The 14911-nt window shown below is 66.2% G+C and carries 13 protein-coding genes; 11 read left to right on the top strand and 2 right to left on the bottom strand.

The genetic code is table 11. From position 1 onward, the window contains the following. Positions 1 to 42: 42 nt before the first annotated feature. From gshA to rsd, 3 genes are all read left to right on the top strand, one after another. Positions 43 to 1662 carry a glutamate--cysteine ligase gene (gshA, locus tag ACZ5EF_RS14695; RefSeq protein WP_346061170.1) on the top strand — a complete coding sequence of 540 codons (1620 nt, stop codon included), beginning with the start codon at positions 43 to 45 and terminating at the stop codon, positions 1660 to 1662. 58 nt (positions 1663 to 1720) lie between these two features. Then, positions 1721 to 2236 (top strand): disulfide bond formation protein B, encoded by a 516-nt coding sequence (locus ACZ5EF_RS14690; protein WP_346061171.1) that lies wholly within the window; start codon positions 1721 to 1723, stop codon positions 2234 to 2236. 107 nt (positions 2237 to 2343) lie between these two features. Beyond that, positions 2344 to 2847, top strand: coding sequence for a sigma D regulator (rsd, locus tag ACZ5EF_RS14685; RefSeq protein ID WP_346061172.1), 504 nt, complete (start codon positions 2344 to 2346; stop codon positions 2845 to 2847). A gap of 114 nt (positions 2848 to 2961) precedes the next feature. Here the strand turns inward: rsd and ACZ5EF_RS14680 are convergent, their stop codons facing one another. Then, positions 2962 to 4359 (bottom strand): FAD-dependent oxidoreductase, encoded by a 1398-nt coding sequence (locus ACZ5EF_RS14680; protein WP_346061173.1) that lies wholly within the window; start codon positions 4357 to 4359, stop codon positions 2962 to 2964. Positions 4360 to 4778: 419 nt separating this feature from the next. Between ACZ5EF_RS14680 and ACZ5EF_RS14675 the strand changes: the two genes are divergently transcribed. From ACZ5EF_RS14675 to ptsP, 3 genes are all read left to right on the top strand, one after another. After that, positions 4779 to 5435, top strand: coding sequence for a histidinol-phosphatase (locus ACZ5EF_RS14675; RefSeq protein WP_346061174.1), 657 nt, complete (start codon positions 4779 to 4781; stop codon positions 5433 to 5435). 513 nt (positions 5436 to 5948) lie between these two features. Further along, the gene (locus ACZ5EF_RS14670) at positions 5949 to 6440 is read left to right on the top strand and encodes an RNA pyrophosphohydrolase (protein WP_346061175.1); all 492 of its coding nucleotides are present in this window, start codon (positions 5949 to 5951) and stop codon (positions 6438 to 6440) included. Between the two features lie 57 nt (positions 6441 to 6497). Beyond that, positions 6498 to 8759, top strand: coding sequence for a phosphoenolpyruvate--protein phosphotransferase (ptsP, locus tag ACZ5EF_RS14665; RefSeq protein ID WP_346061176.1), 2262 nt, complete (start codon positions 6498 to 6500; stop codon positions 8757 to 8759). Between the two features lie 5 nt (positions 8760 to 8764). Here ptsP and ACZ5EF_RS14660 read toward each other — a convergent pair whose 3' ends face one another. Further along, the gene (locus ACZ5EF_RS14660; protein ID WP_346061177.1) at positions 8765 to 9586 is read right to left on the bottom strand and encodes an NRDE family protein; all 822 of its coding nucleotides are present in this window, start codon (positions 9584 to 9586) and stop codon (positions 8765 to 8767) included. A 127-nt stretch (positions 9587 to 9713) separates the two neighbouring features. Here ACZ5EF_RS14660 and ACZ5EF_RS14655 point away from each other — a divergent pair, with 127 nt between their 5' ends. From ACZ5EF_RS14655 to ACZ5EF_RS14635, 5 genes are all read left to right on the top strand, one after another. Further along, positions 9714 to 11066, top strand: a complete 1353-nt coding sequence (locus ACZ5EF_RS14655; RefSeq protein ID WP_346061178.1) for a response regulator — start codon at positions 9714 to 9716, stop codon at positions 11064 to 11066. Positions 11067 to 11205: 139 nt separating this feature from the next. Then, a complete protein-coding gene (gene lgt, locus ACZ5EF_RS14650; protein ID WP_346061179.1) occupies positions 11206 to 11985 on the top strand; it encodes a prolipoprotein diacylglyceryl transferase in 780 nt (259 codons plus the stop codon). A gap of 140 nt (positions 11986 to 12125) precedes the next feature. Next, positions 12126 to 12899 (top strand): thymidylate synthase, encoded by a 774-nt coding sequence (locus tag ACZ5EF_RS14645; protein ID WP_346061284.1) that lies wholly within the window; start codon positions 12126 to 12128, stop codon positions 12897 to 12899. Continuing rightward, positions 12896 to 13420, top strand: coding sequence for a dihydrofolate reductase (locus ACZ5EF_RS14640; protein WP_346061180.1), 525 nt, complete (start codon positions 12896 to 12898; stop codon positions 13418 to 13420). The genes ACZ5EF_RS14645 and ACZ5EF_RS14640 overlap by 4 nt, the downstream gene beginning before the upstream one ends. Positions 13421 to 13490: 70 nt before the next feature. Continuing rightward, positions 13491 to 14603, top strand: coding sequence for a ProQ/FINO family protein (locus ACZ5EF_RS14635; RefSeq protein WP_346061181.1), 1113 nt, complete (start codon positions 13491 to 13493; stop codon positions 14601 to 14603). Positions 14604 to 14911: the final 308 nt, after the last annotated feature.

Raw genomic sequence — 14911 nt, 5'->3', positions numbered from 1 at the left:
CAACGATATTCGAGGCGGCTCGGCCGCCTCCCATGACATGGGGTGTTGATCTTGTCCGAGCAACTCACAACCGTCATCGGACGGCTCAAGGGACCGGCCCGCCAGGGGCTGATCGGGCGCATTCGCCGGGGCATCGAGAAGGAGGGGCTGCGGGTCGATGGCGAGGGTCGCATCGCCCAGACCCCGCACCCCCGAGGGCTGGGGTCCAAGCTGACCCATCCGCATATCACCACCGACTACTCCGAGGCGCTGCTGGAGTACATCACGCCGGTCACCTGCCGGCCCGAGGATGCCCTGGCGTTCCTGGCCGACCTGCACCGCTTCAGCTACCGCGAACTCGGCGGCGAACTGATCTGGCCGGCCAGCATGCCGTCGCGGCTGGCGGGCAATGCCAGCATTCCCATCGCCGACTACGGCTCCTCCAACGTGGGCACCATGAAGCATGTCTACCGCAAGGGGCTGGACGTGCGTTACGGGCGCATCATGCAGGCCATCGCCGGAGTGCACTACAACCTCTCCTTCCCCGATACCCTCTGGCAGCAGTTGCAGGCGATCGACGGCGCCGAGGGCCAGGCCCTGGCCGACTACCGCTCCAGCCGCTACTTCGGGCTGATTCGCCAGTTCCGTCGCCACAGTTGGTTGCTGATGTACCTGTTCGGCGCCTCGCCGGCCTTCGACGACAGCTTCCTCGAGGGCCGCGAGGCCCCCGAGACACTGGGGCTGCGCCGCCACGGCGAGGCGACGCGGGTGTCGCCCTATGCCACCTGCCTGCGCATGTCCGGCCTCGGCTACCAGAACAAGGTGCAGGCCCAGTTGAAGATCTGCTTCAACTCGCTCTCCAACTATGTGGGTACCCTGCGTCATGCCATCGCCACCCCCTGGCCCGCCTACGAGGCCCTGGGCGTCAAGACGGGGGAGGGCTGGCAGCAGCTCAATGCCAATATCCTGCAGATCGAGAACGAGTACTACAGCGATATCCGCCCCAAGCGGGTGGCCCGGCAGGACGAGACCCCCAGCCAGGCCCTGGAGGCCCGCGGCGTCGAATATATCGAGATCCGCTGCCTGGACCTCAACCCCTTCCTGCCGCTGGGCATCGACGCCACCCAGATGCGCTTCCTCGATACCTTTATGCTCTGGTGCCTGCTCTCCGAGAGCCCCTGGATCGACGACGCCGAGTGCGACCACCTGGACGACAATCGTCGCCTGGTGGTAGAGCGTGGCCGGGACCCCGAAGCGCGGCTGCATCTCGACGGCGTGGAGCGTCGGTTGGCCGAGCGCGGCGAGGCGATCTTTGCCGAGCTGGGGGAGGTGGCCGAGCTGCTCGATGCCCAGGAGGGTGGCTCCCCCCATGCCGAGGCCTTGGCGGCCCTGGCGCCGCGGCTGCGGGATCCCGCCCAGACCCCGGCGGGGCAACTGCTGGCCCTGCTCGAGTCCAGCGGTGACGACTTCGTCGAGGCGACCCTGGCGCTGGCCCGGGAGCAGGCGGCCCAGTGGCGTGGAGAGGCCATGGACCCGGCCCGGGAGGCGCTCTTCGCGGAGCTCGGCGAGACCTCCCATCGGCAGCAGCGGGAGCTCGAGGCCGCCGATAACGAGTCCTTCGATGACTTCCTGGACCACTATTTCGCCCGGGCCCGTGAACCCCGCGGCACCCCGATGGTCTGACCCAGCGTTTGCCCCCGCCGCGCGGGGGCGCTTACCTCGGTAAAGGAACCTTGAGCCGATGATGGCGACCCTTTCGACCTGGAGTCCCCGCCGCTGGAGCCTGGCGGGGCTCGCTTTCTGTGTGGTGATGTTGGCGGTGGCCCTGGGCCTCGAGCATCTGGTGGGCCTGGAGCCCTGTCCGCTGTGTATCTTCCAGCGGGTGGCGGTACTGGCGACGGCCCTGGTGCTGGCGGTGGCGGCCATCCATAACCCCGTTGGCCGCGGCGGTCGGCTCGCCTATGGTGGCCTGGGGCTGTTGGCGGTGCTGGGCGGCATCGGCGTGGCCGGCCGCCATCTCTGGCTGCAGTCGCTGCCGGCGGACCAGGTGCCCAGCTGCGGTCCCGGCCTCGACTATATGATGGAGGTATTACCCTTCCAGGAAGTACTGGCCATGGTGCTCTCCGGCTCCGGCGAGTGCGCGGAGATCGACTTCCTGTGGTGGGGGATCTCCCTGCCTGGCTGGACCCTGCTCGGTTTCCTGGTCCTGGCCCTAGGCCCCCTGGGCCTGCTGTGGCGCGGCCTGAAGGGCAGCTGAGGCGCCGCCAAACGGGCGTTGGTTGATGGTGTTCACGTCAGGGCATTGACACTCGCCCCCGCTCGGGTGAGTCTGGATGGCGAGCCGAGAGTCGTGAGGGAAGAGCCATGCTGGAAGAGTGCAAGACGGCCCTGGAGCGTTGGGGTGGGGTGCATCGATTGATCGATCGCTGGCTGGATCAGCGCCGCGAGCTGCTGGTCACTTTCATGGACCTCAAGGAGGCCTGTGACGCCGAGCTGGACGCGGTGGAGAAGAGCCAGATCGATGCCTTCAGCGAGCTGCTGATGGACTATATCAGCGCCGGCCACTTCGAGATCTATCCCCAGTTGCGCGAGGAGGCCACGGCCTTCCACGACCACGATGCCCTGGCCCTGGCCGATAAGCTGCTGCAGCGCCTGGAGATGTCCACCGAGCTGGTGTTGGCCTTCGACGAAGACTTTTCCACCCCCAGCCGCTGCCAGCACTACCTCTCCCGGCTGCCGGCCTGGCTCGATCGCCTGGCCAAGGGGCTCGGCGAACGCTTCTCCTTGGAAGACCAACTGATCGAGCGGCTGCATGCTGCCCACTCGCCGCCTCCCGCCTCCCGGGCCGCGGCCCGGCTCTCCCCCTGACGGGCCGCGGCCCGGCTCTCCCCCTGACGGGCCGCGGCCCGCGCGACGAATCCCTCTAACGACGACGCCCCGGCCAATTGGCCGGGGCGTCGTCGTGATGCGAGGCGGTTCGGTCTACATCAGGGAGTGAGCCTCGGGGCGCTCCAGGTCGGTAAGGGGGATCTCACCGCTCAGCAGGTCGCGCTCGAAGGCCTCCTTGTCGACGTTGCAGCCGAGGAACTCCTGGGCCAGGTACATGTCCTTCTCGGCGTTGCCCAGGCAACTGGTGCCGCCGGGGGAGGGCGTCATATTGAAGACGATACCGGTACCCGGGTTGATCTTGGCCTCGCCCATCACCAGCTTCTGTTTTTCCTTGTCGATCAGCTGCGGGCGCACGCCGCCGAAGCCCTTGGCGAAGGTCACGTCCTGGACGGTGAGGCTCGGCACGATCTTCTTGATGTCCTTGAGGAAGAGGCGCTCGCGCAGCACCGGCACCTCGAACAGGAAGTTCTTGAAGATATAGCGGCGGATATCGCGCACCTTCATCAGGTCCCACAGGGCCTTGACCACGTTGCGGTCCAGGCGCAGCACCTTGAGGAATTCGAAGAAGGTCTTGCCGTTGTAGCGCTCCAGCAGGGGCAGCATCAGGGCGGTGGGGCCGAAGCGGGTCTTGCCTTCCACCAGCACGTCCGGGTCGCCGTGCACCGCGGCGAAGGGCAGGTTCTCGTTCTGCACGGTGTAGACCTTGCCGTTGAGCACCCTGGGCGTGAAGTAGAAGGAGCCGGCCATGGGCAGGCAGGACTTGTCCAGGCCGTAGCCCATCTTGTGGGCGAACAGCAGGGAGTGGCCGCCGGCGCTGACCACCACATAGCGGGCGGTGAGGGTGCCCTTGTTGGGGGTCTTGACCCGGAACAGCTTGTCCTCGCCCTGGGTGATCGACTCCACCGCGGTGGAGAGATGCACGTCGCAGGCCATGCCCTTCTCCTGCGCGCTCTGCTGGGCCTGCTCCACGAAGGCCTCGGAGAGGGTGGTGAAGTTCACCGCGGTGTACTCGTCGGTGGAGCCCATGGCCACGATGGGCTCCTCCGGACGGCGTCCCTCCACCAGCTTGGGTTCCAGCTCGGCGATATCGTCCCGCTCGAGCAGGCGCATCTTGGGGAAGAGCTCCTGGAACCTGGTGAAGCGCTGACGCAGGAAGTCGCACTCGCTCTCGCCCACCCCCAGCACCATCTTCGGGTACTGGTAGACGATCTTGTCGCGCTGCTCGGGGGCCAGTTTGGTGGCGAAGTTGACCACCATGCCCGCGGTACGCTTGGTGACCCTGGCCTTCTCGAGGGTGTAGTTGGTCTCGATATCGCCACAGTGGATCGTCTGGCTGTTGTTGCGGCCATGGGAGTTGACGATGGCCACATGATCGTACTTCTCGACCAGGCCCAGGGCCTTGAGGTCGGTATAGCGCGCCAGCTCGTAGAGGAGGGCGGTGCCGGAGACGCCGCCACCCACGATCAGAACGTCATAGGTCGGTGTGGACATGGGAGGTTCTCGCTTGCCTGGTGCGGGAGTCACCCTCCAGGGATTGCCCGGAGGCCCTGGCCTGCCGCCTAGGTTGGCCATCGGCAGGCTCGACGAATCGATGCAGGCATTATAGCCATTTTGACGGTAAAGAGAATCCATGCCAAAGCTAGACTTTATGGGAGTTATGCTGGGCATAAGGAAAAGCTTTGGCTGAGGGTTGGTTATTTTATCATTTAATATCAACAACTTGGTTGTTGTATAAGGCCGCCGCACGGTTTGTGCGATGCAGTATAAAACTTTTGTATGGGGTATGCCGTGTGGTGGCTATCGGGGCCGGGCCGGGGCGGCGGCTCCCCCCGCCGGGGGATCTCTGCCATAATCGTGGGCTTTTCGACCACCAACCGCGGCGTGTGAGCGCCGACTGAGAGGGGAACGCAGTGAGCCTGGCCATCTTCGACCTCGACAACACCCTGCTGAGCATCGACAGCGACCATGCCTGGGGCGAGTTTCTGCTGGAACAGGGGGCCGTGGATCCGGTCAGCTACCGCGAGGCCAATGACCGTTTCCTGCGTGACTACGAGAACGGCACCCTGGATATGGCGGCCTTCCTGGAGGTGGCTCTCAGGCCCCTGGCCGAGAATACCCCGGAGCAACTGGCCGCCTGGCACCAGCAGTTCATGGCCAGCAAGATCGAGCCGCATATCCTGCCCAAGGGGGAGGAGCTGCTGGCGCGTCATCGCTCCCGGGGCGATGCCCTGCTGATCATCACCGCCACCAACCGCTTTATCACCGGGCCCATCGCCAAACGGCTGGGGGTCGACGATCTGATCGCCGTGGAGCCGGAGGTGGTCGATGGCCGCTATACCGGTAAGGTCTCCGGCGTGCCCAGTTACCGCGAGGGCAAGGTGGTACGCCTGGAGGCGTGGCTCGAGGACAAGGAGGTCGGCCTCGAGGATGCGTGGTTCTACAGCGATTCGCATAATGATCTGCCGCTGCTGGAGAAGGTCGAGCACCCGGTAGCGGTGGACCCGGACGAGACCCTGCGCGCCGAGGCGGAGCGCCGCGGCTGGCGGATTATCAGCCTGCGGGAGTGATGGCCGTCGGGTTCTACAGGCTCTCTAGTCGGCCACAACGATCTGCCGCTGCTGGAGAAGGTCGAGCACCCGGTAGTGGTGGACCCGGACGAGACCCTGCGCGCCGAGGCGGAGCGCCGCGGCTGGCGGATTATCAGCCTGCGTGAGTGATGGCCGTCGGGTTCTACAGGCTCTCTAGTCGGCCACAACGACCTGCCGCTGCTGGAGAAGGTCGAGCACCCGGTGGCGGTGGACCCGGACGAGACCCTGCGCGCCGAGGCGGAGCGCCGCGGCTGGCGGATTATCAGCCTGCGTGACTGACCCCGAATCCTCTTCTCGATCGACAACGGTGGGCCGCTAGCAAGGCTGGGGCCCGCGCCCTCCGTGGCCTCCAGGCCGCTTCCCGCTGGCGAGTGGGGCCCCGGCCGTTCCGCCGATGCGACCGTGCTTTTCGCCGCCCGTAAATGCCTTATTGATGCGCTTTCCGGCTTTGTGGAAGAATGACTGCCATAGTGAATTTATAAGGTGATGTCCGTGATCGACGCTGACGGCTTTCGGCCCAACGTTGGCATTATCATTGTCAACCGTCAGGGCCAGCTGCTTTGGGCGCGTCGGGTAGGACAAAATGCGTGGCAGTTTCCCCAGGGAGGCATCAAGGCAAACGAGACTCCGCAACAGGCCCTGTATCGGGAACTGGAAGAGGAAATCGGCCTGACGGCGGCCGATGTCGAGGTGCTGGCCTGTACCCGAGGATGGCTGCGCTACCGCTTGCCACGACGCATGATACGAACGAACTCTCGGCCGGTGTGTATCGGCCAGAAACAGAAGTGGTTCCTGCTGAAAATGCGCTGCCAGGACAGCCAGATCTGCATGGATGGCACGCCCAAGCCGGAATTCGACGGCTGGCGCTGGGTCAGTTACTGGTATCCGCTGGGGCAGGTGGTGCCCTTCAAGCGGGAGGTGTATCGGCGAGCCCTGCGCGAGTTGGCACCCCGTGCCCAGCGCCTGGCCCTGATCGGCGAGTAGCCCCGGAGGGTCACCGGCCGAACACCGCCCATTTCAATCATTACAAGAAGATACGCTATGCTCGACGTCCTTCGCCGCATCGTTCAGGAGGTCAATGGGGCCCGCAGTCTGGAGGCGGCCCTGTCGACCATGGTGCGCCGTATCCGCAAGGCGATGCGTACCGATGTGTGCTCCTTCTACCTCTATGACGCGGAGCAGGAGTGCCTGATGCTGATGGAGACCATCGGCCTGCGTACCCAGGCGGTGGGGCATGTGACCCTGCGCCTGGGGGAGGGCCTGGTGGGCCTGGTCGGCCAGCGGGAGGAGCCCCTCAACCTGGAGGATGCGCCGGCCCATCCCGCCTATCGCTACTTCGAGGAGACCGGCGAGGAACGCTTCTCCAGTTTCCTCGGCGTGCCGATTATCCATCAGCGCCGCATGCTCGGCGTATTGGTGGTGCAGCAGCAGGACAAGCGGCGCTACGATGAAGGCGATGAAGCCTTCCTGGTCACCATGGCCGCCCAACTGGCCGGCGTGCTGGCCCATGCCCTGGTCACCGGGACCCTGAGTCGTCCCGCCCGGGCCGATGGTCAGGCGGTCTTCACCGGGGTGGCGGCCTCTCCGGGGATGGCCATCGGTGAGGCCCGGGTGATCATGCCCCCCGCCGACCTGGACAGCGTCCCCGACCTGATTCCCTCCGATACCGAATACGAGATCAAGCGCCTGCAGGACGCCATCTATCGGGTGCGCGACGAGATTCGCGCCACCGGTGAGCGCCTGGCCAGCCGCATCAGTGTCCAGGAACTGGCGCTGTTCGAGGTCTACCAGCAGATGCTCAGCGACGCCGCCCTGGGACAGGAGGTGGTCAAGCGCATTCGTGAGGGGCAGTGGGCCCCCGGCGCCCTGGCCGATGTGGTGCGCCGTCATGTGCAGTACCTGGAACGGGTCGACGACGACTACCTGCGCGAGCGGGCCGCCGACGTGCGCGACCTGGGGCGCCGCGTGCTGGCCCACCTGCAGGAGGAGAGTCCCCAGACGCCGGACTCTTACCCGGCCCAGACCATCCTGGTGGGGGACGAGATCAGCGTGGCGAGTCTGGGTGAGGTGCCCCGGGAGAAGCTCGCCGGCCTGGTGGCGGTGCGGGGGTCCAGCACCTCCCATGTGGCGATCCTGGCCCGGGCGATGGGTATTCCCACCGTGTTGGGCATGGTCGATCTGCCGTTGCCACGGCTCAATGGCAGTCCGGTGGTACTGGATGGTCACCGCGGTCGGCTGATCGTGCGCCCCGGCAGCGAGATGCGTAGCCACTATCAGGCCCTGATCGACGAGGAACTGGCCCTGGCCGAGGTGCTGGAGCACGAGCAGGACCTGCCCAGCGAGACGCCGGACGGTCACGCCATGCCGCTGATGGTCAATACCGGCCTGGCGGTGGATGCGGTGGCCTCCCTCAAGTCGCGCATCGGCGGGGTGGGGCTCTACCGCACCGAAGTGCCTTTCATGATCGCCGAGCGCTTCCCCGGCGAGCAGGAGCAGACGCGCCTCTATCGCGAGCAACTGGAGAGCTTCGCGCCCCTGCCGGTGGTGATGCGGACGCTGGATATCGGTGGCGACAAGGACCTGCCCTATTTCCCCATCGAGGAGGCCAATCCCTTCCTCGGCTGGCGGGGCATTCGGGTGACCCTGGATCACCCCGAGGTGCTGATGGTGCAGCTGCGGGCCATGCTGCGCGCCTCCCAGGGGCTCGATAACCTGCAGATCCTGTTGCCGATGATCACCAATGTGGACGAGGTCGACGATGCCCTGCGCCTGCTCGATCGGGCCCGGGACGAGCTGGCCGAAGAGGGCGTGGTGGTGCCGCGGCCCCGGGTCGGGGTGATGATCGAGGTGCCGGCGACTCTTTATCAGTTGGGTCCCTTGGCCGAGCGCGTCGATTTCTTCTCGGTGGGCAGCAACGACCTGACCCAGTATCTGCTGGCGGTAGATCGTAACAACCCCCGGGTCGCCGATCTCTATGATGCCTGCCATCCGGCGGTACTGGCGGCCCTGGCGCGGCTGGCCGATGAGGCGGCGGCGCTGGGCATGCCCACCTCGGTGTGCGGTGAGCTGGCCGGCGATCCGGCGGGGGCCCTGTTGCTGATGGGTATGGGCTTCGAGGCGCTATCCATGAATGCTCCCAGCCTGCCCCGGGTGCGTGCCGCCATTCGCCGCGTCTCGATGGCGGATGCCCGGGCCCTGGTGGCCGAGACCCTGACGCTCGGGAGTCCCGCCGAGGTGCGCAGCCTGCTCAATCGGCGCCTGGAGACCTGGCAGTTGACCCACCTTTTGCCCCCCAAGGACTAGGTCGTTCAATTTTTCGGAGTATCGGCCGATAGGGAAGCGGAGGGAGGAGACCGGGCGTCCAGTCTCAGTAGGCGGTGAGTCTCTCCCCGGGCCTGTCCCCCGGGCCCGAAACGCCGCTCGGTGATCTCCACTCGCCCCTCTCGATGCCAGCGCAGCCAGGTCAGGGCGCGGGTGCCATAGGTGTCGCCTAGAATGAAGGCGGCGGAGAGCCGCCGCTCCAGCTCGCGGCCGACGCCGGTGTCGGGCAGGCGCGCGGCGTTCGTGATCTCCTGGGTATCGCCCATGGCGGCTAGCGCCGTATCCGGCCAGACGCCCTGCGTCAGGCTGTCGGCCAGCCCCTGGCGGCTGGCCAGCAGCTTGGGCCAGGGGGTGTCGAGGTCGGCATTGGAGAGGCCGTGCAGGCCGGGGCCGACCCGTCGCAGGGTCAGCGCATGGCGGCTGCGATGCAGGTGCCAGAGGCGGCGCTCTTCGGCCACCAGCAGGTTGAAGCCGGCATAGCGCCACGCCTCGCCGGCGGCCAAACGCTCCAGCCAGGCTGCCAGGTCATCGCAGGTCAGGGCCTGATGGACCAGTTCGCCGCGGCTCGGTGCCTGCTTGGGGACCACCAGGGCCGGATCGCGGACATTGGTCACCGTGGCCAGGCGGCCGCGACGGTGCAGGGCCAGCCAGGAGCCGCCGGCCTGAAGGTCGCGGCCCCCCAGGATCTGTGGCGCGTCGGGCCAGTCGTCCAGGGCGGCGCTGGGGCGGTCATGAAACTCGTCCCGATTGGCCACCAGGTGCAGCCAGTGGGGGGCATCGGGGTGGTAGGCAAGGGCGATAAGACACATGGCTGCTACCTTATCCCCGAAGGCGACGACGGGGAAGTCATTGTCGGCGAGTGCTTGGGCTCGACCATGACAGTCCAGAGCGTGAGCAGTAAACTCAGTTCATTGGTGGATGACGACAGGGGTAGGGATGCGACTCGATTCTGGCAAGGGAGTGCTCTGGAAGCGACTGGTCTGGCCGGCGCTCTGGCCCTGCCTGGCGGCGGAAGCGGGGCTCGTCCTGTTATGCCTGCTGGCGTGGCTGATGGTATGGCGGGCCGATGGCGCTCTCGGCCTCTTGGCCCTGCCGGTGGGGGCATTGCTGTTGGGCTCCGCCCTGGTCCTGGTGACCTTCCTGCTACTCTTCCAGCGGCGCCTGCACCAATGGGAGCTGAGCTTCGAGGTGCCTTGTGATCAGTTGGAGCACCTGCTTCGGGAAGTCTATAGCTCGCTGCCCTCGCGGCTGAAGAATCAGCGCCTGCTGCCGGCGCGTGACCCGGAGGAGGGGGTCGAGCAGCGCCTGCATGGCCTGCTGGAGACCCTGCAGCGCCTGCTGGAGCGCCTCGCCCAGCGCCCGCAGCTCGAAGCCATGCTGGACTCCCTGGCCCAGCCCGCCTTTCTCGCCCATAAGGGCACCCTGTTGGAGGTCAACCGTCCCCTGGAGCAACTGCTCGGGCGACCCCGCAGTGCCCTGGAGGGACTGGAACTGGGTTATGTGCTGCGTCATGCGGAAGGCGCCGAGACAGACCTGAGGGTGCGTCTGCCCCTGGCCAAGGAGGGCTGGCATGAGTTCCGTCTGGTACGCCTGGAGGATGGCCAGGGGTTCAGCCTGGGGCTGTTGGAGGATCTGGACGAGCAGCGCCATAGCCTGGCCCAATTGACCCAGGCGCGGGACCGCGCCCGTCAGGAGGCCAGCCTGCAGGCGGGGTATCTCAAGCAGCTGCAGCAGGAGTTGGTGCCGCTGCTGGAGGACTTGAGGGCCTACCGGCGTGAGAGGGGCGAGGAGGAGTGCGAGCTCGAGTCACGCCTTCATGGCCTCGCCGATCTGTTGGCCAGTCTGGTGGATGGCAGTCTGCCGAATCTCGAGATGCCGTCGCCGGCGGAACCCTGTCCCCAGGTGCTGATCGTCGATGACGGGCCGGTCAATGTGATGTTGGCCCGACAGGTGTTGGAGGGGCAAGGGCTAAGGGTGGTGACCGCCAGTGGTGGCGAGGAAGCGCTGGCGCTACAGCGTGAACAGCGCTTCGACCTGGTATTGATGGATATCTATATGCCGACCCCCGATGGCCTGGAGTCGAGTCGTCGCTGGCGCGAGCATGAGGCTCGACATGGTGAGCCACCCAGCGTGCTGGTGGCACTCACCGCCAACGCCAGCGAGGCGGATCGTCAGGGGTTCCGGGAGGCCGGCATGGATGACTATCTGGCCAAACCCTACCGCCCCCACAGCCTGATCGAGCTGGTCCGCCGCTGGCTGCCGGCCACCGCCCGGGACAAGGTCACATGATTCCCAGGGTGAACGATCTGCCGCCACGGGGATCTACCGGCTGCGTTTCTGGCCGGCCCTTGCCCCGCCGCTGAGGATTGTCGACCGGCATTTCCTGCGCTAGGCCGTCTGTTATCTCGCTTCTGTAATAGGACCTTCCATGCTGAATTATCCCGCCATCGACCCGGTGGCCATTTCCCTGGGGCCCCTGGCCATCCACTGGTATGGGCTGATGTACGTGGTCGGCTTCGTGGCGGCCTGGTGGCTGGGCTGCCGCCGTGCCTCCCGCCTGGGACTGACCCGGGACGATATCGGTGACCTGCTCTTCTATGCCGCCCTGGGCGTGGTGCTGGGCGGGCGCCTGGGCTATGTGCTCTTCTACGGCATGGATCGGCTACTGGAGAATCCGCTGTGGATCGTGCAGGTCTGGGATGGCGGCATGAGCTTCCACGGGGGCTTGATCGGCGTACTGCTGGCGGCGCTGCTGTTTGCCCGCAGGAAGCAACTGGCCTTCTTTACGCTGACCGATTTCGTCGCGCCTCTGGTGCCCATCGGCCTGGGCGCCGGGCGCATCGGCAACTTTATCAATGCCGAGCTTCCCGGTCGGGTGACGACCCTGCCCTGGGGGATGCCCTTTCCCGGCATGGGACCCGAGCCGCGCCACCCCTCGGCCCTCTATGAGGCGCTGTTGGAAGGCCTGGTGATGTTCGTGGTGCTGTGGTGGGTGTCCGCCAAGCCCCGCGCCCGTGGGCTGGTCTCGGGGCTTTTCCTCGCCCTCTATGGTCTCTTCCGCTTCGGCGTGGAGTTCGTGCGCCTGCCCGATGCCCATATCGGCTTTATCGCCTTCGGCTGGGTCACCATGGGCATGCTGTTGACGCTGCCGATGATCCTCGCCGGGGCGGCGCTGATGCTCTGGTCGCGGCGCCAGCCCACGCCCTGATCGCGGCTCGACCCGAAAGCCTTGGGTGGGCCGAGCCTGTGGCATAGAATAGCGCCCACCACTTCTTGACCGCCGGAATCGCCGTGATCCCCGAGACCGCTTCGCAACCCGCTGCCCTGGAGCAGCCCTACCTCGACCTGATGCGCCAGGTGCTCGACCATGGCGTGGAGAAGCACGACCGCACCGGGGTGGGCACCCGTTCCCTGTTCGGCCACCAGATGCGCTTCGACCTGGCGCGTGGCTTCCCCCTGCTGACCACCAAGAAGTTGCACCTGCGCTCGATTATCCATGAGCTGCTGTGGTTCCTGGCCGGTGATACCAATATCGCCTACCTCAAGGAGCATGGGGTGCGCATCTGGGACGAGTGGGCCGACGCCGATGGCGAGCTGGGGCCGGTCTACGGCTACCAGTGGCGCAGTTGGCCCGATCCCAGGGGCGGCTCGGTGGACCAGATCGACAAGGTGGTGGAACAGATTCGCAGCAATCCCGATTCTCGACGACTGATCGTCTCCGCCTGGAATCCGGCCCAGGTAGACGAGATGGCGCTGCCGCCCTGCCATGCGCTCTTCCAGTTCTATGTGGCCGAGGGCCGCCTCTCCTGCCAGCTCTATCAGCGCAGTGCCGATATCTTCCTGGGGGTGCCCTTCAATATCGCCAGCTATGCGCTACTGACTCAGATGGTGGCCCAGGTCTGTGGCCTGAAGCCCGGGGAGTTTATTCATACCCTGGGGGACGCCCACCTCTACCTCAACCATCTGGAACAGGCCGAGCTGCAGCTGAGCCGCTCGCCGCTGGCCGCGCCGCGCCTGTGGCTCAATCCCGAGGTGGAGGACCTCTTCGCCTTCCGCTTCGAGGATATTCGTATCGAGGCCTACGAGGCCCACCCGCATATCAAGGCGGAGGTGGCGGTATGAGTCAGGCCGATGCTGTCCGGGTGCCGGTGGCGATGATCGCCGCGCTTTCTCGCAATCGGGTGATCGGCGTGGATAACCAGTTGCCCTGGTATCTGCCGGAGGACCTCAAGTTCTTCAAGCGCATGACCCAGGGCAAGCCCCTGGTGATGGGGCGCAAGACCTTTCAGTCCATCGGCAGGCCCCTGCCGGGGCGGCTCAATATCGTGGTGACCCGGGATGCCGGTTTCGCCCATCCCGGGGTGCGCGTCTGCCACGACCTGGCTAGTGCCCTGGAGCTCGCCGAGCAGCAGGCGTTGCTCGAGGGCGCCGAGGAGATCATGGTGATGGGGGGCGGGGAGATCTACCGCCAGGCGCTGCCCTTCGCCAGTCGCCTCTATCTCACCGAGGTGGATCTGACCCTGGAGGGGGATGCCCGCTTTCCCGAACTGCCCATGGCGGCCTGGGAGGAAGTGCAGCGCGTGGCCGGCACCCCGGTGGAAGGGCAGCCGAGTTACCACTTCGTGGCCTATCGCCGGCGTTAAGGGAGAGTTGTCACCGTGCCCAGGCTGGCACAGACTTGGCAAAGGCATGACACCGAGGGAGGGGGGCGTCTTGAGCAGCGAAGCGAATCGACACTTGCTGGCGGCATTGGAAGGTCAGGTCGAGCGACGGCTCGATGAACTCGGCGAGGCCCGGCGGCGAATCGCCGAGCTGGAGGCGCGTAATCGACGCCTGGAAGCGGATAACCAGGCCCTGCGACAGCGCCTCGAGGCCGAACGCCCCGATGCGGGGGTGCCGCGCAGTCAGGGCCTGGCGGCGCTGATTGGGCGTCGCCCGCGTCCGCAAGAAGACGTGGCACAAGAACACCAGGCCGACGTCGAGAAAGCGTTGCCGCCTCGGGTAACCTCCACTGCTGGGGACGCGACGGCTCCCCAGGAGCCGCTTTCTTCCCGGGAAGCGCGCTCTTCTCAGGCGCCCCTCTCCTCCCAGGAGTCGCCTTCCTCTCAGGAGCCGCTTTCCGCTCAGGAATCGCGCTCTTCTCAGGCGCCCCTCTCCTCCCAGGAGCCGCTTTCCTCTCAGGAGCCGCTTTCCGCTCAGGAATCGCGCTCTTCTCAGGCGCCCCTCTCCTCCCAGGAGTCGCCTTCCTCTCAGGAGTCGCTCTCTTCCCAGGAATCGCTCTCTTCCCAGGAGTCCCTCCCCATCGAGGCGCCGCCCTCGCCCCAGGCGCTCTTGACCCAGTGGTACCAGCGCTATCCCCAGGCCTTCTTCAAGGGGCATACCCGGCCCCTCAAGGTGGGCGTCCACGAGGAGCTGCTGGCCCGGGAGCCCTGGCCGGAGAAGTTGGTGCGCCGGGCCCTGGCCTGCTATGTGCATCTGCCCCGCTACCTCAAGGCGGTGCGGGCCGGGGCCCAGCGGGTGGGGCTGGATGGCGAGGCCGCCGGGACCGTGACCGAGGGCGAGGCCCGCTATGCCCATCGTCAGCTCGAGGCGTTCCTCAAGGAGCGGCGTAAGGGCGGCAAGGCGACCCCGGGCAAGGCCGGCCCGGGAAAGGCGGCCACTGGCCGGAAGCGATCGGGCAAGAAGGGATCGTCCTCTGCCGCCGAGTCCCGGAAGGGGCGGTCAGACGAGCAGCCGAGCACCGATAAAGCGGCGGGGCGCGAGCCCGATCCCAAGGCGCGCTTCACCCGGAAGCTGGATGCGCTATTGGCCAAGCATGGTCGTTGATGCTGGCGCATAGGGCAGGGTGCGACTCAGCGTCGCAGTCCCGGCTAATACAGCGTTGAGCGTCATGGGCTTGTCATGCGGGCCCGGCAGGCTATGATGGGCCGGGTGCCCAGGCGACCATGGTGAACGAGGGAAGTTCCGTGATCCGCGGATTAGCGATAGGAAAACAGTGTTTTTTCTTGTTGCGTTCTCCAAATTCCCGGTATAAGGTTTCTCCTGCGAGCATTGGACTATAACAAGGCTTGCTCAGGTAGCCGGCGCAGCGAGTTCGAGGAAAGGGCTCCTGCCGGGCGCCGGGAAAGCCGACT

Source organism: Bisbaumannia salifodinae (assembly GCF_055388505.1).
The sequence above is the reverse complement of the archived record's forward strand: the minus strand, read 5'-3'. Positions and strand labels throughout refer to the sequence as shown.

Excerpts from the sequence above, each read along its gene's own strand:
- rsd (WP_346061172.1), top strand. The coding sequence starts at position 2,344 with ATGCTGGAAGAGTGCAAGACGGCCCTGGAGCGTTGGGGTGGGGTGCAT.
- ACZ5EF_RS14655 (WP_346061178.1), top strand. The coding sequence starts at position 9,714 with ATGCGACTCGATTCTGGCAAGGGAGTGCTCTGGAAGCGACTGGTCTGG.
- ACZ5EF_RS14680 (WP_346061173.1), bottom strand. The coding sequence starts at position 4,359 with ATGTCCACACCGACCTATGACGTTCTGATCGTGGGTGGCGGCGTCTCC.
- ACZ5EF_RS14640 (WP_346061180.1), top strand. The coding sequence starts at position 12,896 with ATGAGTCAGGCCGATGCTGTCCGGGTGCCGGTGGCGATGATCGCCGCG.
- ptsP (WP_346061176.1), top strand. The coding sequence starts at position 6,498 with ATGCTCGACGTCCTTCGCCGCATCGTTCAGGAGGTCAATGGGGCCCGC.
- ACZ5EF_RS14645 (WP_346061284.1), top strand. The coding sequence starts at position 12,126 with ATGCGCCAGGTGCTCGACCATGGCGTGGAGAAGCACGACCGCACCGGG.
- ACZ5EF_RS14690 (WP_346061171.1), top strand. The coding sequence starts at position 1,721 with ATGATGGCGACCCTTTCGACCTGGAGTCCCCGCCGCTGGAGCCTGGCG.
- lgt (WP_346061179.1), top strand. The coding sequence starts at position 11,206 with ATGCTGAATTATCCCGCCATCGACCCGGTGGCCATTTCCCTGGGGCCC.
- ACZ5EF_RS14660 (WP_346061177.1), bottom strand. The coding sequence starts at position 9,586 with ATGTGTCTTATCGCCCTTGCCTACCACCCCGATGCCCCCCACTGGCTG.